We start from the raw sequence: 20113 nt of genomic DNA, 5'->3' as shown, positions 1-20113 counted from the left end.
GGCGAACGGGGTAAGGATGGCGTCATGCGGATTGCCATCACCCGTACCGGCGGTTTCGCCGGTATCGAGCGGCGGGCCGAGCTGGACACCACCGGCCGGCCCGACGCGACCCACGTACAGGCCCTGGCGCACCGGGCGCTCGCCTCGGCCGCCGAGGAGGGCACGGCGGTGACCGGGGTGCCGGACGGCTTCCGGTACGAGATCAGCGTGGACGGCCGTACGATCCACTGCGCCGACCCGCACCTCACCCATGAGCAGCGGGAACTGATCCGGTTCGTGCTGAAGGAGGGCGCCTGACGCGGATCCGCGTCAGGCGCCTTCGGCAGCGGCGGCGGTGCTCAGAAGCCGAGCTTGCGCAGCTGCTTCGGGTCGCGCTGCCAGTCCTTGGCGACCTTCACGTGCAGGTCGAGGAAGACCGGGGTACCGAGGAGCGCCTCGATGTGCTTGCGGGACTTCATGCCGACCTCCTTCAGCCGGGAGCCCTTGGGGCCGATGATGATGCCCTTCTGGCTGGGGCGCTCGATGTAGACGTTGGCGTGGATGTCCAGCAGCGGCTTGTTGGCCGGGCGGTCCTCGCGCGGCAGCATCTCCTCGACCACGACGGCGATGGAGTGCGGCAGCTCGTCGCGCACGCCCTCCAGGGCGGCCTCGCGGATCAGCTCCGCGACCATGACCTGCTCGGGCTCGTCGGTGAGGTCGCCCTCGGGGTAGAGCGGCGGGCTCTCCGGCAGCAGCGGGGCGATCAGATCGGCCAGCAGCGAGACCTGCTTGTCGCCGACGGCCGAGACCGGGACGATCTGCGCCCACTGGATGCCCAGCTCGTCACCCAGCTGCTGGATGGCGATGAGCTGCTCGGCGAGCTGCTTGGAGTCGACCAGGTCCGTCTTGGTGACGATCGCGATCTTCGGGGTCTTCTTGATCCCCGCGAGTTCCTTGGCGATGAACTTGTCACCCGGACCGAGCTTCTGGTCGGCGGGCAGGCAGAAGCCGATCACGTCGACCTCGGCCCAGGTGGTCCGCACGACGTCGTTGAGCCGCTCGCCCAGCAGGGTGCGCGGCTTGTGCAGACCGGGGGTGTCCACCAGCACGAGCTGGGCGTCCGGGCGGTGCACGATGCCGCGCACGGTGTGCCGGGTGGTCTGCGGCCGGTTGGAGGTGATCGCGACCTTCGTCCCCACCAGTGCGTTGGTCAGGGTCGACTTGCCCGCGTTGGGGCGGCCGACGAAGCACGCGAAGCCCGCGCGGTGAGGGGCCTGGGAGGGGGAGGCAGCACTGTCCATACGGGGTATTCTCCCCGATCCGTCGGCGGGTGCCGACCAGTGGTGCGGGTGGGTGGGGTCGGGGTGTGGCGGGGGCGGTCCGGGGTGCGCCTGCGGCGGGCCTTTCCCCAGCCCCGCCCCTTCCCGAACCGGGGCTCCGCCCCGGACCCCGGTCCTCAAACGCCGGACGGGCTGAATCGTTGCCCGGAACCGGGCGGGAAAGCCGCCACTGGTACAGCGGAGAGCCGGCCGCGGGCAGGGGGCAAATCAAGCCCGGCCGGCGATTGAGGCCACCGCGCGTCAGCGCGGAACCAGGGGGCCTGGGGGCGAAGCCCCCAGTTCCGGGAAGGGGCGGGGCTGGGGAAAAAGCCGCCCGCAGGGCCGCACCCCTCAGCGCCGCCGCCTCGCCAGCACACTCCCCAGCAGGAACACCCCCGCCACCGGCAACACCAGCGCGGCGACGAACACGAGCCAGTCCGTACCTTCCCCCCGGCGCCAGCCGATGATCAAGGACGCCCACAGCAGGAGCGTCGCCGCCAGCGGCGTCCACATCCCCACCGCCTCCGCCCGAGCCGCCGCCCGAGCCCGCCCCCGTGTCAGCAGCAGCTGCCGGATCCCATGCGGCCACAGGACGAGCAGCCAGGCGGAAGTCGCCCAGTCGAAGCCCTCCCCCGCACCCACTCGACGAGGACACCCGCCGTGAGGATCGCCCCCGCGACCACCAGCACGGTGCTCATGACGTTCGACCGGCGCTCGGCGGAGGCCCGCGCCGCAGCCCGCGCCGGGGCCGGGGCCGTCTCCGGCCCCGTCGGCTCCTCCACGGCGCTCAGCCCGCCGGGAGCGTGGTGCGCACGGTGCCGTCGGGGCCCGCGAGCAGGACGGGCGTGGCGGGGCCGCCGAGGTCCCGTACGGCGGCGCGGTCCTCGTCCGGCAGGGTCTCCGCCTCGGAGACGACGGCGGCGGCCTCCAGGGACTTCGCGCCGCTGGCCACGGCCATGGCGACGGCCGTGCGGAGGGCGGAGAGGTGGAGGGAGTCGAGAGCGACGGTCCCGGCGACGTACGTCCGGCCCGTCTCGTCACGCACGGCGGCGCCCTCGGGGACGCCGTTGCGGGCCCGCGTGGAACGGGCCAGCGTGATGATCTTGCGGTCTTCGGGGTCCAGTGTCGTCTCCGTCATAGCGGCGAGCATATGCAGCGCCGCCGCGCGCGGGGAGGGAGGGTTATCGGGAGGTGGAGAGCGCCCGCCCGGCCCGCAGCGCCGCCGCGGGCGGGGAGGGAGGGGCGGTGGCGGCGGTGCTCCGGGCAGGCGCCCCGGGAGAAGCCGCCCGAGCGTTCTCCACGGGCCACGGCGGCCACGGACGGCCTCAGCCCGTGAAGGTGCTCCGGGCGGGCCCCCACGGGGCCTCCCAACCGTTCTCCACGGGCCCAGGTGGCCGCAGATGGCCTCAGCCCGTGGAGGTGCTCCAGGCGGCCACCCCCACGGAGGCCTCCCAACCCTTCTCCACGGGCCCAGACGCCCGCGAACGGCCTCAGCCCGCCACCGAGAGCATCCCGCCCCGCCGCCCCTCCGGCGAGTTCAGCCACGCCACCTTCGCCGCCGTGCCCGACTCCGGCACCGGGTTGTGCAGCACGATCACCAGGTCCGGCCGGGCCGGTACGCGCAGCTGGGTGCTCTCCAGGTAGAGCGTGCCGACGAGCGGGTGGTCGAACTCCTTCACGAGCTGGCCGGCGGGCTGGACGTCGCCGCGCGCCCACATCTCGACGAACTCGGGGCTCCCGGCCGACACCTCCGCCACGACCTCCTGGAAGCCCTCGTCGTCGGGGCGCTCCGAGCAGGCGGCGCGGTACTGCGCGACGAGGCGCCGGGCGTTCTCGTCCCAGTTGGTGGCGCGGGCGCGGTAGACGGGGTCGGTGAAGAAGTTGACCAGGCAGTTCTGCTTCACGTCCGGGCGGAAGCCGAGCACCAGACCGGCCGACTCGTTCTGGGCGACCAGGTTCCAGTACGGATCCATGATGTGCGCCGGGTTGGGCATCCAGCCGTCGATGAGCCGGTGCAGCCCCTCGCACAGGTACTCCGGGTCCTCCGCGGACTCCGGCTGCGGTGGGTTCAGCCCGGCCAGCACGTACAGGTGGCGGCGCTCCGGGCCGTCCATCCGCAGCACGCGCGCGACCGCGTCGAGGACCTGCGGGGAGACGGTGATGTCACGCCCCTGCTCCAGCCACTGGTACCAGGAGGCGCCCACACCGGCCAGGACCGCGACCTCCTCGCGGCGCAGGCCCGGGGTGCGGCGGCGGGCGCCGCCGTCCGGCAGCCCGGCCTCGCCGGGGCTCACCCGCGCCCGACGGCTCATCAGGAACTCCCTGAGCTCCTGACGACGGCGCGACTTCCCGCCGCGCGGCTCCGGCACCGCCCGCTCTTCGGTCCGGCTGACACTCAACGGCTCCCCCTCGCCTGGTGGTACGGGCACCACCATAAGCACTGTCTCCCCATGCGTATTCCGGGCGTCCGAGGGTGGTGACCATGGCGATCGACACCTCCCCTGCCTCAGCTCCCCTTGTTCCCCCTGTTTCCTCCTCCTCGTCTCCCGTTGCCGCCGAAGCGGCCGGGATGTCCGGCCGCGAGAAGCTGATCCTGCTGGTGCTGTGCGCCGCGCAGTTCATCGTCGCGCTCGACTTCTCGATCCTGAACGTCGCGCTGCCCGTCCTCGGTGACGACCTCGGCATGGGCCAGGCCGACCTCCAGTGGGCCGTGACCGCGTTCGCGCTGCCCTCCGGCGGCTTCCTGCTGCTCTTCGGCCGGATCGCCGACCTCCACGGGCGCCGCCGGCTCTTCCTCTCCGGGCTCGCCCTGTTCACCGTGGCCTCCGTGCTCGCCACGCTCGCCTGGAACCCGGCCGTCTTCCTCGCGGGCCGCGCCCTCCAGGGGCTGGGCGCCGCCGCCATCGTGCCGACGGGCATGTCCCTGCTGACCACGACCTTCACCGAAGGCCCCCGGCGCGAGCGGGCGCTCGGCATCAGCGGCACCCTGCTCTCCCTGGGCTTCACCATCGGCATGGTGCTCGGCGGCGTCATGACCGACTCCCTCGGCTGGCGCTCCACGATGGGCCTGCTGGCCGTGGCGGGCGTCGCCATCCTGGCCGTCGCGCCGGGCCTGCTGACCGAGTCCCGGCACCCCGGGCGGCCCCGGGTCGACGTCCCCGGCGCCGTGACCGTCACCGGTGGCCTGCTGGCCCTGATCTACGCCCTGTCGACGGCGGCCCAGCGCGGCTTCGGCGGCGTGGACGTCCTCTGCACGCTCGTCGCCGGCGTCGGGCTGCTCGTCGCCTTCGTGGTCGTGGAGTCCCGGACCGCCGAGCCCCTCGTCTCCCTGCCGATGCTGCGCCGGCGCCCGGTCGCCTGGGGGAACCTGGCCGGTCTGACCACGTTCGCGATGATGAGCACGGTCGTCTTCCTGCTCACCCTCTACCTCCAGGAGGTGCTGGAGCTCTCGGCCTTCCGCACCGGTCTGGTCTTCGGCGTCCAGGGCGTCTTCGCCGCCGTCGCCGGCCTCACCGCACCCAAGGTCATCGCCCGCGTCGGCGCCCGCAACACGCTCGTCGCCGGACTGGCCGTCCAGGCCGTCTTCACCGCCGCGCTCCTCGGCATCGGCCTCGGCTCCGGCGGCGCGTGGCTGGCCATGACCGCCGCCACGCTGGCCTGCGTGGGCCACCTGTGGGCGATCGTGTCCTACGGCGTCACCGCCACGTCGGGTCTGCCCGACGGGGAACAGGGGCTGGCGACGGGTCTGGTGACCAGCTCTCAGCAGATCGGGATCACGGTGGGGATTCCGCTGCTGAGCGCGGTGTCGTCGGCGCGGGTTTCCGCGCTGCGGGACGGGGGGTCCTCGTTCGCGTCGGCGACGCTGGGTGGGGTGCGGTTGGGGCTCGGGGTGGATGCGGTGGTGGTGGCGGTGGTTGCCGTGGCCGTCGCGGCGGGGTTGCGGCGGCGGGCCTGAGCGGCGGGGTTCTTTCCCCGGCCCCGCCCCTTCCCGCCGCATCCGATGTGCGGCTCCGCCGCGTGCGGGGCTCCGCCCCGGACCCCGGTCCTCGAACTCCCCCGGCTACCGCTGGGAGGTGCCCCCGGACGGGCTGAATCGTTGCCCGGAACCGGGCGAAATTCAGCCCGTCCGGCGTTTGAGGGCACCGCACGGAGCGCGGAAAAGGGGGCCCGGGGGCTTGCCCCCGGTCCGGGAAGGGGCGGGGCGGGGACAAAGCCGCCCGCAGGGCCCACCCCCTACGCCGGTCCGCCCCCGCGCCCGCCGACTCCGTCGGCAACGGCTCCACCAGCACCGTCACAATCCGGTTCCGACGCCCCGCCGCCGACTCCGCCGTGAGCCGCAATCCCGAAAGCACCGCGTCCGCCAGCCCGTACGCCGCCAGATCCACCGTCGCCGTGGCCCCCGCGATCGGGACCCGGCCGAGCGACTTGGCCAGCAGGCCGCCGACGGTCTCGACGTCCTCGTCGTCGAACTCCTCCAGGCCGTACAACTGGCCCAGGTCGCCGATGTCGAGGCGGGCCGTGACGCGGTAGCGGCCGTCGCCGAGCTCCTCGACGGGGGGCAGTTCGCGGTCGTACTCGTCCGTGATCTCGCCGACGATCTCCTCGAGGATGTCCTCGATCGTGACGATGCCGGCCGTGCCGCCGTACTCGTCGATGACGACCGCGCAGTGGGTGCGCTGCTGCTGCATCTCGCGCAGCAGGTCGCCCGCGTTCTTGGTGTCCGGCACGAAGACCGCGGGCCGCATCGCCGTCGAGACCAGCTCGGACTCGGCGCCACGGCTGATGTGGGTCTTCCGGACCAGGTCCTTCAGATAGACGATGCCGACGATGTCGTCCTCGCTCTCGCCGGTCACCGGGATGCGGGAGAAGCCGGAGCGCAGCGCCAGCGTCAGCGCCTGCCGGATCGTCTTGCCCCGCTCGATGACCACGAGGTCGGTGCGGGGCACCATCACCTCGCGTACGAGCGTGTCGCCGAGCTCGAAGACGGAGTGCACCATGCGGCGCTCGTCGTCCTCGATCAGCGACTCCTTCTCGGCCAGGTCGACCATGGCCCGCAGCTCCGCCTCGGAGGCGAAGGGGCCCTTGCGGAAGCCCTTGCCGGGGGTGAGGGCGTTGCCGATGAGGATCAGCAGCTGCGGCACCGGGCCCATGATCCGGGCCAGGGGCAGCAGGACGTACGCCGCGGCGGTCGCGGTGTTCAGCGGGTGCTGGCGGCCGATGGTGCGCGGGGAGACCCCGACGGCCACATAGCTGACGAGGACCATCACCGCGATGGCGACGGTCAGCGCCTGCCAGGTGGTGTCGAACTCGCGCAGGCAGACGTAGGTGACGACGACTCCGGCCGCCATCTCGCAGGCGACGCGCACGAGCAGCGCGACATTGAGATAGCGGGTCGGGTCGGCCGCGACGGCCATCAGCTTGGCGCTGCCGCGCCGCCCGGACCGCACGGCCTCCTCGGCCCGGAAGCGGGTGGTCCGGGCGAGGCCCGTCTCGGCGCAGGCGGCGAGCCAGGCGACGACGAGCAGCAGGACCGCTACGGCGATGAGCTGCCCGGTCACGTGATCGTGGGAGCCGGGGAGGGCCCCTCGATCCCGCGCTCGGCGCGCCAGCCGTCGACGATCGCGGCCTGGAGGCCGAACATCTCGGCCTTCTCGTCGGGCTCCTCGTGGTCGTAGCCGAGCAGGTGGAGGATGCCGTGGACGGTGAGGAGCTGGAGCTCCTCGTCCATGGAGTGGCCCGTGGGGGCCTCCTCGCCCTGCTTCTTCGCGACCTCCGGGCACAGGACGATGTCACCGAGCAGGCCCTGCGGCGGCTCGTCGTCGTCCTTGGCCGGCGGGCGCAGCTCGTCCATGGGGAAGGACATCACGTCGGTCGGACCGGGGAGGTCCATCCACTGGATGTGGAGCTGCTCCATGGCCTCCTCGTCGACCACGATGACCGAGAGTTCGGAGAGGGGGTGGATGCGCATCCGGGCCAGGGCGTAGCGGGCGACGTCGAGGACCGCCTGCTCGTCGATGTCCGTGCCGGATTCGTTGTTGACGTCGATGGCCATGGTTCGCGGGTCTTCTCGCTTCTGGGGGGACTACAGCCCTTCGCGGCTGTCGAACTGCTCGTACGCGTCGACAATACGGCCGACCAGCTTGTGCCGGACAACGTCGGTGCTGGTGAGCCGCGCGAAGTGGACGTCCTCCACGCCGTCCAGGATCTGCTGGACCTGGCGCAGTCCGCTCTTCGTACCGCCGGGGAGGTCGATCTGGGTGATGTCACCCGTGACGACGATCTTGGAGTCGAAGCCGAGCCGGGTGAGGAACATCTTCATCTGCTCGGCGCTGGTGTTCTGCGCCTCGTCGAGGATGATGAAGGCGTCGTTGAGCGTGCGGCCGCGCATGTAGGCCAGCGGGGCGACCTCGATCGTCCCCGCCGCCATCAGCCGGGGGATCGAGTCGGGGTCGAGCATGTCGTGCAGGGCGTCGTAGAGCGGCCGCAGATAGGGGTCGATCTTCTCGTAGAGCGTGCCGGGCAGGAAGCCGAGCCGCTCGCCCGCCTCGACGGCCGGCCGGGTCAGGATGATGCGGTTGACCTGCTTGGACTGGAGGGCCTGGACGGCCTTGGCCATGGCCAGGTAGGTCTTGCCGGTGCCGGCGGGGCCGATGCCGAAGACGACCGTGTGCTTGTCGATGGCGTCGACGTAGCGCTTCTGGTTGAGCGTCTTGGGGCGGATCGTGCGGCCCCGGTTGGAGAGGATGTTCTGGGTGAGGACCTCCGCGGGGGTCTCGCCGCCCTCGCTCTCGTCGCGCAACATCGCGATCGACCGTTCCACCGCGTCCTCCGTCATCGGCTGTCCGGTGCGGAGCACCAGCATCATCTCGTCGAACAGGCGCTGCACGAGGGCGACGTCCCCTGGGGCCCCGGTGGCGCTGACCTCATTGCCCCGGACGTGTATGTCCGTGCCGGGGAAGGCCTTCTCGATCACGCGCAGGAGGCTGTCGCCGGAGCCCAGGACCGTCACCATGGGGTGCTTGGCCGGGACCGTGAAGCGGGCCGTCGCCTGCGGTTGTGTGGGTGTCGAAGTCATGGGCCGGCTCTGGGGCCTGCTCATCCCTCTTTCCGTGTCTCACTGCGTCCGGTTCTCGGTCCGGCCCGTGTCGCCGGGCCGCAATCTCGTCCGCTGACCTTGCACGTCAAGGGTACGACGGTCCGCCGCCGGGCCCGAGGGGTTTTACGGCTGGCGGAAGCCCAGCGTGGGCACGGCGCGGCGCAGCGGCCAGGGCCGGGCGGCGGCGGGCAGCAGGCCGTCGAGGAAGCCGTAGCGGCGCAGCGTGGCCGGGGCCTGGTCGTCGTAGGACCGCACGTGCTTCCACCAGGCGGCGACCTCCACCCAGCCGGGTGCGGAGAGTGACCCCCCGAACTCCTGCACGGACAGGGCGGCGGTGAGTCCCGCGAAGGCGAGCCGGTCGGCGAGCGGCCACCCGGCGAGGGTGCCGGTGACGAAGCCCGCGACGAAGACGTCGCCGGCGCCGGTGGGATCGAGCGCCTCGACGCCGATGGCGGGCACCTCGGCGCTCTCGCCGGTGCGGCTGTCGACGGCGAAGGCGCCCTTCTCGCCCATGGTGACGACGGCGAGCGGCACCTTCTCGGCCAGGGCGCGGGCGGCGGCGCGCGGGCAGTCCGTGCGGGTGTAGCGCATGGCCTCCTCGGCGTTGGGCAGGAAGGCCTCGCAGTGCTCCAGGTCGGCGAGGTCGGCGGGGTCCCAGCGGCCGGTCTCGTCCCAGCCGACGTCGGCGAAGACCCGGCTGCCCCGGCGGGCGGCGGTGGCGATCCACTCCTCCTCGCGGCCGGGCACGAGCAGGGCCACGCAGGCGCGGGCCGGGGGCGGGCACTCGGGGGCCGGCTCCTCGGGGGGCGGGGCCTCGTGGCCGTGGGAGACCATCGTGCGCTCGCCCTCGTAGGCCATGGAGACGGTGACCGGGGAGTGCCAGCCGGGGACGGTGCGGGAGAGGCCGAGGTCGATGCCCTCGCCGCGCGAGAGGGCGTCCCAGCAGTACTCGCCGTACATGTCGTCGCCGAAGGCGGCGGCGAGCGAGGTGCGCAGGCCGAGGCGGGCGAGGGCGGTGGCCATGTTGGCGACGCCGCCGGGGCTGGAGCCCATGCCGCGGGCCCAGGACTCGGTGCCGCGCACGGGGGCGGAGTCCAGGCCGGTGAAGATGATGTCGAGGAAGACGGTGCCGGTCAGATAGACGTCGGTCTCCGGGTCACCCTCCCTGCGGACCTCGGCGAGGGGGTCGAGGACGGGCGCCGGGCCGGAGCGGCCCTCGGGGTCCGCGGGCCCCGGGAAGCGCTCTCCTCGGAAGGCCGACGGCGGCACCGCATGAGGCGAATAGATCGTCATGCTCGCTCGCTGCTCCTCTCAGGGGATGCGGGTCCGGACAGTCTGCCCGATGCTGCGATACGTTCCGTTCCATGAGGCTGACGATTCTCGGCGGTGGCGGATTCCGGGTTCCTCTTGTGCATCGGGCCCTGTTGGACGACGCGCGGCGCGACGCGCCGGGCCGGTGCACCGAGCTCGTCCTGTACGACACCGACCCCATCCGGCTGAAGGTGATCGAGTCCGTGCTGTCCGCGCAGGCGGCCGGCGTGCCCGGCGCGCCGGTCGTGCGGGTCGCGAGAGACCTGGACGAGGCGCTGCGCGGCGCCGACTTCGTGTTCTCCGCGATCCGGGTGGGCGGCACGGCGGGACGCGTGCGCGATGAAAGGATTCCGCTGGGCGAGCGGGTCCTGGGCCAGGAGACGGTGGGCGCGGGCGGGGTGCTCTACGGGCTGCGGACGATCCCGGTGGCGGTGGACATCGCCCGGCGGGTCGCGGCACTCGCCCCGGACGCCTGGGTCATCAACTTCACCAACCCCGCGGGGATGGTGACGGAGGCCATGGAGACCGTCCTGGGTGAACGGGTGATCGGCATCTGCGATTCACCCGTGGGGCTGGTGAGGCGCGCGGCACGGGCGGTGCACGCCGATCCGGACGAGGTGCGCTTCGACTACGTGGGCCTCAACCACCTCGGGTGGCTGCGGTCGTTGACGCTCGACGGCCGGGAGCTGCTGCCGGGGCTGCTGGGCGACGAGAAGGCGCTGCTCTCCTTCGAGGAGGGCAAGCTCTTCGGCCCGGAGTGGCTCCAGGCGCTGGGCGCCCTGCCCAACGAGTACCTGCACTACTACTACTTCCGCCGGGAGACCCTGCGCTCCGTGCTGGACTCGGTGGAGACCCGGGGCGAGTTCCTCGACCAGCAGCAGGGCCAGTTCTTCACGACGGCCGCCGCCGCGCTCGACAAGGCGTACGAGCTGTGGGAGCGGACCCGGCGCCGCCGCGAGGAGACGTACATGGCCGAGAGCCGGGCGGCGAGCGGCGGCTGGCAGCGGGACTCCTGCGACCTGGACGGCGGCGGCTACGAGCGGGTGGCGCTCGCCCTGATGCGGGCGATCTCGGGGGACGAGCGGACCCGGCTCGTCCTGAACGTCCCCAACGGCACGACGGTGCCCGCGCTGGACTCCAAGGCGATCATCGAGACGGTGTGCGAGGTGAGCGCCAAGGGCGCCCGGCCGCTGCCGTGCGCGCCGCTGCGGGAGGACCAGCTCGGGCTGATGCTCCAGCTCAAGGCGGTCGAGCGGGCGGCCATCGACGCGGCCGTGCTGGGCGACCGGAGCGCGGCGCTGCGGGCGCTGGCGCTGCACCCGCTGGTCGACTCCCCCGCGGTGGCGGCCCGGATCCTGGCACGGTCCGAGGCGTATCCGCTCCCGGTGTAGCGGGCCGGGGGCCGCGCGGGACCGTGCGACGCCACGGGTGCGGGCCCCCGCGCGGCGCGGGCGAAGGCGCAGGCTGCGGCCCCGCCCAGGGGGCGTGACCTGCGCCGACCCTTCCCACCTGCGGTTTTCTTGACCTACTCATGGGGCGCCGCTGTGACGTCCGTCGTTGACCGGGCAGGTCCGGCCCTTCTAGCTTCGCGCTGCACCCGTCGTGTGACCCAGGAGTTTGACGTGCCCTCGAAGCGCAACCGCATCCGTATCGCCGCCGTGACCGCGGCCCTCGCCGCCGGCGCCGGCCTCTACGCGGCGGGTGCGGCCTCGGCCGACCACTCCGCGCCGCGCACGGACAAGGAGATCCCGAACCTCGCGCAGGTCCAGGAGAAGATCAAGGCCTACTACGGCGACACCGTCGACAAGGCGGGCCAGCACTACGCCTCGCCGGACAGCAACTACGCCAAGCAGGTCGCGGGCATCGAGAAGAAGGCCAAGGCCCAGATCGACCGGGCGGTGCGCAACAGCAAGCACACCAAGACCAAGCCCGCCATCGTCCTCGACCTGGACGACACCACGCTGCTCACCTACCACTACGAGCTCCAGCAGGGCTTCCACTTCACGCCCGAGTCGCAGGACGCCTATCTGAAGTCCACCGACATGGCGGCGGTCTTCGGCATGCCCGAGCTGGTCAACTGGGCCCAGTCCAAGGGTGTGACGGTCTTCTACGTGACCGGGCGCGGCGAGCACCAGCGCGACTGGAGCGTGCGCAACCTCAAGAACGTCGGCTACAAGCCGGCCGCCGACCCCGCGCACTTCTTCCTGAAGAACAAGAAGACCCCGCCGGCCTACCTGCCGTGCGGTGCCACCTGCACGACGGTCGAGTACAAGGCGGGCACCCGCAAGCACATCGAGTCCCAGGGCTACGACATCGTGGCCAACTTCGGCGACCAGTACAGCGACCTCCAGGGCGGCTACGCCGACCGGACGTACAAGCTGCCGAACCCGATGTACTACCTGCCGTAAGGAGCCGTGAGGCCCCCTGAGACGGCCGCCGTAAGGACGACACCGGCACTTTGGTTCCTGCCGGTGTCGTCCTTACGGACCGCTCAGCGCCCCCTCTTGGGGACCGGGACGCGCAGCAGGTCGCGGGCGACGGTCAGCTCGCCCGTGAAGCCCGCCGCCCGTGCCTGCCGCTCGAAGACGGCGGGGTCGTCGTAGCGCTGCGAGAAGTGCGTGAGCACCAGGTGGCGCACGCCGGCCGCGGCGGCGACCCGGGCGGCCTGGCCCGCCGTCAGGTGCCCGTGCTCGACGGCCAGCGACTCGTCCTCGTCCAGGAACGTGGACTCGATGACGAGCATGTCGCAGCCCTCCGCCAGGGCCTCCACGCCCTCGCACAGCCGGGTGTCCATCACGAAGGCGAACCGCTGCCCGCGGCGCACCTCGCTGACGTCGTCCAGGGTGACGTCGCCGAGCGCGCCCTCCCGCTGGAGGCGCCCCACGTCCGGGCCCGCGATGCCGGCCGCCTTCAGCCGCTCGGGCAGCATCCGGCGCCCGTCGGGCTCCGTCAGGCGGTAGCCGTAGGACTCGACGGGGTGCGAGAGGCGCCGCGCCTCCAGGACGTACGACGGGGTGCGCGCGAGCACCGCGCCGGTGCCCGTCACCGGCTCCTGGGCCAGGTCCACCGTCTCGCGGTAGGCCGTGGCGTACCGCAGCCGGTCGAAGAAGCGCTGCCCGCTCCTCGGGTAGTGCGCGGTGACCGGGTGCGGGACCCGGTCGAGGTTGATGCGCTGGATGACGCCCGCGAGCCCGAGGGAGTGGTCACCATGGAAGTGGGTGACGCAGATCCGGTTCAGGTCGTGGGCAGCCACCCCGGCGCGCAGCATCTGCCGCTGGGTGCCCTCGCCGGGGTCGAAGAGGATGCCCTCGCCGTCCCAGAGCAGGACGTAGCCGTTGTGGTTGCGATGGCGCGTCGGCACCTGGCTGGCGGTGCCGAGGACGACCAGTTCCCGTACGGACAAGGGTCTAGCCGGGGGGCCAGTTGAGGCCGCGTCCGCCGAGCACGTGGGCGTGCGCGTGGAAGACGGTCTGTCCGGCGCCGCTGCCCGTGTTGAAGACGATGCGGAAGCCCGAGGCGTCCACACCCTCCGCCGCGGCGACGTGGCCGGCCTCGCGCAGTATGTCCGCGGCGATCTGCGGCTCGGCGGCCGCGAGGGTCGCGGCGTCCGGGTGGTGCACCTTGGGGATCACCAGGACGTGCGTGGGCGCCTGCGGGTTGATGTCGCGGAACGCGACGGTCGTGTCGGTCTCCCGGACGACGGTCGCGGGCACCTCCCCCGCGACGATCTTGCAGAACAGGCAGTCGGCCTGCGGTTCTCCCGCCACCGGTGGCTCCTCGGGGTCGTCGGCTCGTACGGTCCGGTCCGGATGTTACCCGCGCGTCCTGAGGCGCTTGGACCTGGCGCTGTAGATCATGCACCCCGCCAGTCCCACCCAGCCGGAATTGAGGAACACGCCCACGAACCACTGCGGGCCGTAGGGGAAGGTCAGCAGCAGCACCGCGCACAGCACGCACCAGAGGACGCCGCCGGCCATCACCTTCAGCGCGGGGACCCGCCGGGGCAGCCGCAGCAGGTAGCCGCGGACGGACCGGGGGAGCTTGCGGAGCGTCAGCAGGACGCACCAGGCCCACATCGCCACGATGGCGCCGAGGCCCACGGCCTGCGCCCCGAGCGGGATGGACGGGCCCAGCCCCTGCCCTTCGGGCGCGGTGTCGCCGGCCACCGCCGTCGCCATCGCGATGACCAGGGAGGCCAGCGCCGGCCAGCGCGCCTGCTTCAGCAGCTTCCGCGCGACCACATCGAGGTTGTGCCGGGCGTGCCAGGAGTCGGGCTGGACGGTCAGGGCCGCCGCGAGGTCCTCGGTGGCGGCGAACAGGTCGCCGTTCGGGTCCTCCGTGCGCAGGGCCGCGAGGTTGGTGCGGGCGGCGGCGTTGCCGGGGTCGAAGGAGAGGACCTGGTCCATGGCCTGGGCCGCGAGGTCCTTGCGGCCCATGTCGTAGGCGGCGAAGTAGAGCGCGAAGTGCGCGCCCACGCGCTCCGGGTCCAGGCGTATCGCCTCCAGGGCGGTGTCGTACGCCTCCTGGAGCCCCTCCTGCTCCGGGAGCTTCCGCAGGGCGTGCGACAGGACCACTCTGGGGGCCGGGTCCTCGGGCAGCAGCCGGACGCCCTCGCGGGCCGCCTCGACCGCCTGCTTGGTCCAGCCGCAGACGCGGAAGGCCTCGCTGCGGCGCAGGTGCGCGTCGACGAACTCGGGGCTCAGCCGCAGGGCCTCGTCCGCCGCCCGCACCGCCCCCGTCCAGTCCCGCGCCTCGAAACGGCAGACCGAGAGCCGCTCCCAGGCCCGGGCGTCGTCCGGGAACGTCGCCAGATGGCCCGAGAGGATCTCCTGGGCCTGGGTGCAGCGGTCGACGTCGATGAGCGCCATGGCACGGGCGACGACCGGGTTGACCGTCTCGCTCACAGCATCTTCTTCCGCTTCAGGTACGCGAGCAGTTCGTCGTACGCGCCGCCGTCGTTGGCGAACTGCGCCACGTTGCGGGCCGAGGCGAACCACGGGCCGGTGGAGGGCCGCAGCTGGTCGAGAGCGCCGAGCAGGTCGGACATCTCGATCATGCGGGCGCGGCCGGTGCGCACCGAGTCCAGGAGCGCCCGCTCGGCGGCCGACTCGCACAGGTGCCGCAGGTCCGCGCCGGAGAACCCCTCGGTCCGCTTGGCCAGCTTGGCCAGGTCGATGCCGGCGACGGGCCGGTCCTTGAGGTGGTGGTGGATGATCCCCTCGCGGGCGGTCCGGTCGGGCGGCAGCACGAGCAGCATCCGGTCGAGGCGGCCCGGGCGGCGCAGCGCGGTGTCGACGTCCCAGGGGTGGTTGGTGGCGGCCAGGACGAAGACGCCGTCGTTGGCGCTGCCGTCGACGCCGTCCAGCTCCGTGAGCAGCTGGTTGACGGTGTTGCGCATGCCGGTGTTGCGGATCTGGCTGCGCTTGGCGCCGAGGGCGTCCAGCTCGTCGAGGAAGAGGACGCAGGGGGCGTTGCGGCGGGCGGTCTCGAAGAGCTGGCGGAGGTTCCGCTCGGAGTTGCCGATCCACATGTCGAGGACGTCGCTGATGCTGACGGACATGAAGCGGGCGCCGAGCTCGCCGGCGACGGCGCGGGCGATGTACGTCTTGCCGCAGCCGGGCGGACCGTACAGCAGCAGGCCGCCGCGGAGGCTCTTGCCGTAGAGCTTGCGCAGCTCGGGGTTGCGCATGGGGGCGAGGAAGGCGGCCTCCAGCCGGTCCTTGACCTCGTGCATGCCGCCGACGTCGGCGAGCGTGATGTCGCCCGGCTGGACCTCCCAGAGGGAGGAGTCGTCGGCGGTACCGGATCCGTCGACGGTGAGCGGGGCCTCGGGGAGCTCCGGCTCCTGGGGCGCGGCGTCCGGGGCCGGCTGCTGGACGAAGCGGGGCGGGACGACGTCCGCGAGCTCGTTCTCGGCGCGCTTCCAGTCGTACGGGTCGCCGGTCGTGGCCGGGGCGGGCGCTCCGGCGGCCGCGGCGGGGTCGGCAACGGGAGGCGCGTCGAGTCGCGCGGGGGCGCTCGGGGCGGGGGCGCGACGGGGGGTATGGGCGTGGCGGGTGCGACGGGCGCCACGGGCGCCACGGCGCGGGCCATGAGCATCTGGGCGTCGGTGTTGCCCGGTTCCCGCTGGAGCGCTCCGGCGGCCTGGGCGATGGCGTCCTGGACGTGTCCCGCGTCGAGCAGGAGCTGGGCGAGGTGAAGGCGCAGGGGTACGTCGTCGGGGGCGGCGTCCACGGCGGTGCGCAGGCTCTTGATGAGGGGGGACTCGTCGGGCATGCCCCCAGCCTAAGCGGGGGCTCGCGGCGGGTGGAGCGGGGTTGTGGGGCGGGGGTGGGGAGGGGCCGGTGGGTGCCGCTGCGCGGGGCTTTGTCCCCGCCCCGCCCCTTCCCGAATGTCCTCAAGCTCCCCCAGCTACCGCTGGGAGGTGCCCCCGGACGGGCTGATTTCAGCCCGTCCGGCGCTTGAGGACACCGCGCGGAGCGCGGAAAAGGGGGCCCGGGGGCTCGCCCCCGCCACGCGGCGGAGCCGCGCATCGGATGCGGCGGGAAGGGGCGGGGCCGGGGAAAGAGCCCCGCGCGGCGGCTACTTCCCCTTCGGCTTCCCGTGCTCATCCGTACAGTCCGGCGACGGCCCCTGCCCACCCGGCTTCCCACCCGGCTTCTCCGGCTGGACATCCGGCCTCCCCGACCCGCTCCCACTCCCCTCGCACTCCCCCAGCACCCCCGCCGTGAACGCCGTCTTCCCGTCCACCTTGCCCGTCAGCCGCCCCCGCACACAGGTCTCGCCGTGGATCCCCGTGACCCGGCCGTAGACGATGATCTTCTGGCCGCCGCCCGTCCGGCCCTCGCAGTCGACCCCCACGGCCGACACCGGGCGCGGCGAGCCCTTGTCCGTGGAGCCGCCCGCCTCGGCCGTGCCGATGCAGGACAGCCACTGCACCGGATAGCCGTCGTGCTGGAGCCGGCCGGTGGCCCGTTTGTCGGTGGTGACGGCGACGGCCACCGAGTTGAGACCGCCCGCTTCCGCCGGTTCGCAGCCGACGAGCGACAGGGCGGCCGGGCCCACGAGGGCGGCCACCCCCGCGGCGTACAGCACCTGTCGGGCCCGTAGGCGCCTCAATGCACCCATAGAGGACAGCTTCCCACCGCCCGGACCGGCACGGAAGGGCGGCCCCGGCCAGGCCCGCGGGCGCCCCCGGGGCGCGCCCCTATGGCGTTTTCACCACCCAACTGCCCCTGTTCGACCGTAAGTTCGGAAACACGGGATTTATCAATTAAGCACCTGCGTTTCATCTTCCCCCCTTACTCTCTCCAGCGAAGGGGAGACACACGCGCACTGGGGAGTCGCGTGAGGGGGCATGCCACACAGCGGCGGCCGGGGGGCTCGACGGCCGTGCGACCGACAGCCGGCTTCGCACTGCCGTAGCGCGCCGTCTCGCGCCCTGTCGCGCGTCCTGATCCGTGGGTCCTAGGGGGGACTTCTTTGCTCACGTCCGTATTGGTCTGCGTCGTTTCGCTGACGCTCTTCTGGATGGCCGCCTTCACGCTCTGGTGGCAGATGCACGCCTGGCGGACGCCCGAGACGCTCGCGGCCACCCGCTTCGAGCGCCCGAGCGGCCACGGCACGCTGTCCTTCTCGCTGCTGGTGCCGGCCCGCCACGAGCAGGCCGTACTCGAACACACCGTCAGGCGCCTGCTGCGCTCCACCCACGCCCGCTTCGAGATCCTCGTCGTCGTCGGCCACGACGACCCGGGCACGGCCGAGGTCGCCGAGCGCGTCGCGGCCTCCGCGCCCAACCGGGTGCGGGTGATCACCGACACGCACGCCGCGAAGAACAAGCCGAAGGCCCTGAACACCGCCCTCCCGCACTGCCTGGGCGACGTCGTCGGGGTCTTCGACGCCGAGGACCAGGTGCACCCGGCCCTGCTCACCCACGTCGACCACGCCTTCCGCAGCACCGGCGCCGACGTGGTGCAGGGCGGCGTCCAGCTGATCAACTTCCACTCCAGCTGGTACAGCCTGCGCAACTGCCTGGAGTACTTCTTCTGGTTCCGCAGCCGGCTGCACCTGCACGCCGCGAAGGGCTTCATCCCGCTCGGCGGCAACACCGTCTTCGTCCGCACCGACGTGCTGCGCGAGGCCGGCGGCTGGGACCCCGACTGCCTGGCCGAGGACTGCGACCTGGGCGTACGGCTGTCCAGCAGGGGCAAGCGCGTCGTCGTCGCGTACGACGCGGAGATGGTGACCCGCGAGGAGACGCCCGGCTCCCTGATGAGCCTGCTCAAGCAGCGCACCCGCTGGAACCAGGGCTTCATCCAGGTCTACCGCAAGCGCGACTGGCACCGGCTGCCGACCGTGGGACAGCGGATGCTCGCCCGCTACACCCTGATGACCCCGTTCTTCCAGGCCTTCACCGGGCTCGTCATCCCGCTCAACGTCCTGGTGACGCTCCTGCTGCACGTCCCCGTCCACATCGCCGTGCTGACGTTCCTGCCGGCCGTGACGGCCTTCATCACCTTCGTCTTCGAGGTCGTCGGTCTGCACGACTTCGGCAAGCAGTACGGGTTCCGGGTGCGCCTGGTCCACTACCTCAAGCTCATCGCCGGCGGCCCGTTCTACCAGTTCCTTCTCGCCGGGGCCGCTGTCCGCGCGGTCTGGCGGGAGCAGCGGGGCCGCAACGAGTGGGAGCTCACCCAGCACGTCGGCGCGCACCTCACCCGAGAGGACGTCACGTCGTGACCGCGACCCTCCCCACCGCCCAGGCCCGGCCCGACACCCTCTACCGCCCGGCCGCGGCCGGCCCCCCGGTCCCGCTCCGGCCCGTGCTGCGGCTGCGCCGCTCCCGCCCCGACCTGGCGCTCTGCGGGCTGCTGCTGATCGCGATCCTGCTGGTCCAGGGCTGGAACATCACCGGCTACCCCAACCTCAGCGACGACGAGGGCACGTACCTCGCCCAGGCGTGGGCCGTCCAGCAGGGCAAGGGCCTGGCCCACTACACCTATTGGTACGACCACCCGCCCCTGGGCTGGCTCCAGATCGCCGCCCTCACCTGGCTCCCCTCGGTCCTCGCGCCCGACCTCCTCACGGTCGCCCCCATGCGCGCCGCGATGCTGGTGGTGACGGCGGTGAGCGCGGTGCTGGTGTACGCGCTGGGGCGGCGGCTCGGGCTGCCGCTCTGGGCGGCGGGACTCGGCACGGCCCTGTTCGGGCTGTCCCCGCTGTCGGTCGTCCTCCAGCGGGAGATCTTCCTCGACAACATCGCCGTGATGTGGACGCTGCTGGCCTTCTGCCTGGCCGCGTCCCCGCGGCGGCACCTGTGGCACCACTTCGGGGCCGGCGTCGCGGCCGCCGTGGCCGTGCTGTCGAAGGAGACCATGCTGGTCGTCCTGCCGGCGCTGCTGGTGACGATGTGGCGCCACACCCACCGCGACACCCGCAAGTTCGCGGTGACGGGCGCGGTGACCGTCTGCGTGCTGATCGGCCTGTCCTATCCGCTGCTCGCGCTCCTCAACCACGAGCTGTTCCCCGGCCCCGGCCATGTCTCGCTCGTCGACGGCGTCACGTACCAGATGAGCCGGGCCGGCTCGGGCTTCCTCCTCGACCCCGGCTCAGCCGCCCACCAAGTGCTGAGCGCCTGGCTGTACTACGACCGGGTGCTGCCGGTCGGCGGGCTGGCCGCCGCGCTCGCGCTCATGGCCCTCACCCGCCGCTCCGTGACGGCCCGGGCGATGGCCGGTCCCGCGATCGCCGCGCTGATCCTCGCGGTCGTCGCGCTGCGCCCCTCCGGCTATCTGCCGGCGATGTACATCATCCAGGCGCTGCCCTTCCTGGCCCTCTCCCTGGCCGGGCTCGCCGCGGCCGTCACCGGGAAGACGCTGCGCACCCGCCCGGGCTTCCGGCGCCGCTGGTACCCCGCGCGCTGGACCGCGGTCGTCCTGCTCACCGGGGCGGCGGCCGCGTACACGGTGCCGCGCTGGTACGACGGCGACCGCGCCGCCGTCACCACCGACGTCAACGCCCCGTACCGCGCCGCGACGTCCTGGCTGCGGGACCGGGACAGGGTCGCGGACCCGGCCCGTACGCGCGTCCTCGCCGACGACGCGATCTGGCTCGACCTCGTGCACGCCGGCTACACCCCGGGGACGGGCGCCATCTGGTTCTACAAGGCCGACCTGGACCCGGCCGTCGCCCGCAGCCTGCCCGGCGGCTGGCGCGACCTGGACTACGTGGTCGCCTCGCCCACGGTGCGGCGCGACGCGGCCCATCTGCCGGTCGTCCAGGGGGCGCTGGAGCACTCCCGGACCGTCGCGGTCTTCGGGCGCGGCGCGGACCGCATCGAGATCCGCCGGATCACGGGGACGGGGGCGGCGCGATGACGCTCTCCCGTCCCCGGGGCCGGCGCGTGGGA

General features: G+C 72.7%; 18 protein-coding genes and 2 pseudogenes. 6 read left to right on the top strand and 14 right to left on the bottom strand.

Translation table 11 applies throughout. The features are described 5' to 3' along the window. The first annotated feature begins 24 nt into the window (after positions 1-24). Positions 25-297: a protealysin inhibitor emfourin gene (locus SMD11_RS22805; protein ID WP_087928203.1), complete on the top strand. Its 273-nt coding sequence runs from the start codon at positions 25-27 to the stop codon at positions 295-297. 41 nt (positions 298-338) lie between these two features. Here SMD11_RS22805 and era read toward each other — a convergent pair whose 3' ends face one another. From era to SMD11_RS22785, 4 genes are all read right to left on the bottom strand, one after another. Beyond that, complete coding sequence (era, locus tag SMD11_RS22800) at positions 339-1280, bottom strand: GTPase Era (RefSeq protein WP_087928202.1); 942 nt, start codon at positions 1278-1280, stop codon at positions 339-341. A gap of 369 nt (positions 1281-1649) precedes the next feature. Beyond that, complete coding sequence (locus SMD11_RS22795; protein ID WP_087928201.1) at positions 1650-1940, bottom strand: hypothetical protein; 291 nt, start codon at positions 1938-1940, stop codon at positions 1650-1652. A gap of 145 nt (positions 1941-2085) precedes the next feature. Further along, entirely contained in the window at positions 2086-2436 is a 351-nt protein-coding gene (locus SMD11_RS22790; protein ID WP_087930679.1) for a cytidine deaminase, read from the bottom strand. A 352-nt stretch (positions 2437-2788) separates the two neighbouring features. Next, the gene (locus SMD11_RS22785) at positions 2789-3610 is read right to left on the bottom strand and encodes a helix-turn-helix transcriptional regulator (RefSeq protein WP_234366137.1); all 822 of its coding nucleotides are present in this window, start codon (positions 3608-3610) and stop codon (positions 2789-2791) included. 170 nt (positions 3611-3780) lie between these two features. Between SMD11_RS22785 and SMD11_RS22780 the strand changes: the two genes are divergently transcribed. Further along, a complete protein-coding gene (locus SMD11_RS22780; protein WP_087928199.1) occupies positions 3781-5253 on the top strand; it encodes an MFS transporter in 1473 nt (490 codons plus the stop codon). A gap of 286 nt (positions 5254-5539) precedes the next feature. Here the strand turns inward: SMD11_RS22780 and SMD11_RS22775 are convergent. The 4 genes and pseudogenes from SMD11_RS22775 to SMD11_RS22760 form a co-directional block, all read right to left on the bottom strand. Next, a pseudogene (locus SMD11_RS22775) lies at positions 5540-6856 on the bottom strand (hemolysin family protein); the annotation flags it as partial. After that, on the bottom strand, positions 6853-7350 hold the full coding sequence (ybeY, locus tag SMD11_RS22770) for an rRNA maturation RNase YbeY (RefSeq protein WP_087928198.1): 498 nt from the start codon (positions 7348-7350) through the stop codon (positions 6853-6855). The gene ybeY and the pseudogene SMD11_RS22775, both read right to left, overlap by 4 nt. Positions 7351-7380: 30 nt before the next feature. Continuing rightward, the gene (locus SMD11_RS22765; RefSeq protein ID WP_087928197.1) at positions 7381-8373 is read right to left on the bottom strand and encodes a PhoH family protein; all 993 of its coding nucleotides are present in this window, start codon (positions 8371-8373) and stop codon (positions 7381-7383) included. Positions 8374-8517: 144 nt separating this feature from the next. Beyond that, positions 8518-9687, bottom strand: a complete 1170-nt coding sequence (locus SMD11_RS22760; protein WP_087928196.1) for a carbohydrate kinase family protein — start codon at positions 9685-9687, stop codon at positions 8518-8520. 71 nt (positions 9688-9758) lie between these two features. Between SMD11_RS22760 and SMD11_RS22755 the strand changes: the two genes are divergently transcribed. Then, complete coding sequence (locus tag SMD11_RS22755; RefSeq protein WP_087928195.1) at positions 9759-11096, top strand: 6-phospho-beta-glucosidase; 1338 nt, start codon at positions 9759-9761, stop codon at positions 11094-11096. A gap of 231 nt (positions 11097-11327) precedes the next feature. Beyond that, positions 11328-12113 (top strand): HAD family acid phosphatase, encoded by a 786-nt coding sequence (locus SMD11_RS22750; protein ID WP_087928194.1) that lies wholly within the window; start codon positions 11328-11330, stop codon positions 12111-12113. Positions 12114-12196: 83 nt separating this feature from the next. On the opposite strand, the gene SMD11_RS22745 is transcribed toward SMD11_RS22750, so the two are convergent. The 6 genes and pseudogenes from SMD11_RS22745 to SMD11_RS22725 form a co-directional block, all read right to left on the bottom strand. Further along, on the bottom strand, positions 12197-13108 hold the full coding sequence (locus SMD11_RS22745) for a ribonuclease Z (protein ID WP_087928193.1): 912 nt from the start codon (positions 13106-13108) through the stop codon (positions 12197-12199). A 4-nt stretch (positions 13109-13112) separates the two neighbouring features. Then, positions 13113-13472: a histidine triad nucleotide-binding protein gene (locus SMD11_RS22740; RefSeq protein WP_087928192.1), complete on the bottom strand. Its 360-nt coding sequence runs from the start codon at positions 13470-13472 to the stop codon at positions 13113-13115. Between the two features lie 45 nt (positions 13473-13517). Continuing rightward, positions 13518-14609, bottom strand: coding sequence for a tetratricopeptide repeat protein (locus tag SMD11_RS22735; protein ID WP_087928191.1), 1092 nt, complete (start codon positions 14607-14609; stop codon positions 13518-13520). Further along, positions 14606-15439, bottom strand: a complete 834-nt coding sequence (locus SMD11_RS37105) for an ATP-binding protein (RefSeq protein WP_324614763.1) — start codon at positions 15437-15439, stop codon at positions 14606-14608. The genes SMD11_RS22735 and SMD11_RS37105 overlap by 4 nt, the downstream gene beginning before the upstream one ends. A 410-nt stretch (positions 15440-15849) precedes the next feature. Further along, positions 15850-15981: pseudogene (locus SMD11_RS37100) on the bottom strand (tetratricopeptide repeat protein); the annotation flags it as partial. 306 nt (positions 15982-16287) lie between these two features. Further along, positions 16288-16833, bottom strand: coding sequence for a hypothetical protein (locus tag SMD11_RS22725; RefSeq protein ID WP_159395346.1), 546 nt, complete (start codon positions 16831-16833; stop codon positions 16288-16290). A gap of 354 nt (positions 16834-17187) precedes the next feature. On the opposite strand from SMD11_RS22725, the gene SMD11_RS22720 reads away from it, so the two are divergent. Together SMD11_RS22720 and SMD11_RS22715 are read left to right on the top strand one after the other, a co-directional pair. Further along, the gene (locus SMD11_RS22720; RefSeq protein WP_087928189.1) at positions 17188-18444 is read left to right on the top strand and encodes a glycosyltransferase; all 1257 of its coding nucleotides are present in this window, start codon (positions 17188-17190) and stop codon (positions 18442-18444) included. Further along, positions 18441-20081: an ArnT family glycosyltransferase gene (locus tag SMD11_RS22715; protein ID WP_418952467.1), complete on the top strand. Its 1641-nt coding sequence runs from the start codon at positions 18441-18443 to the stop codon at positions 20079-20081. Before SMD11_RS22720 ends, SMD11_RS22715 begins: the two co-directional genes overlap by 4 nt. Positions 20082-20113 lie beyond the last annotated feature (32 nt).

The sequence above is a fragment of the Streptomyces albireticuli genome, from assembly GCF_002192455.1.
GTDB lineage: Bacteria > Actinomycetota > Actinomycetes > Streptomycetales > Streptomycetaceae > Streptomyces > Streptomyces albireticuli_B.
This window is presented reverse-complemented; position numbering and strand designations above follow the sequence as displayed.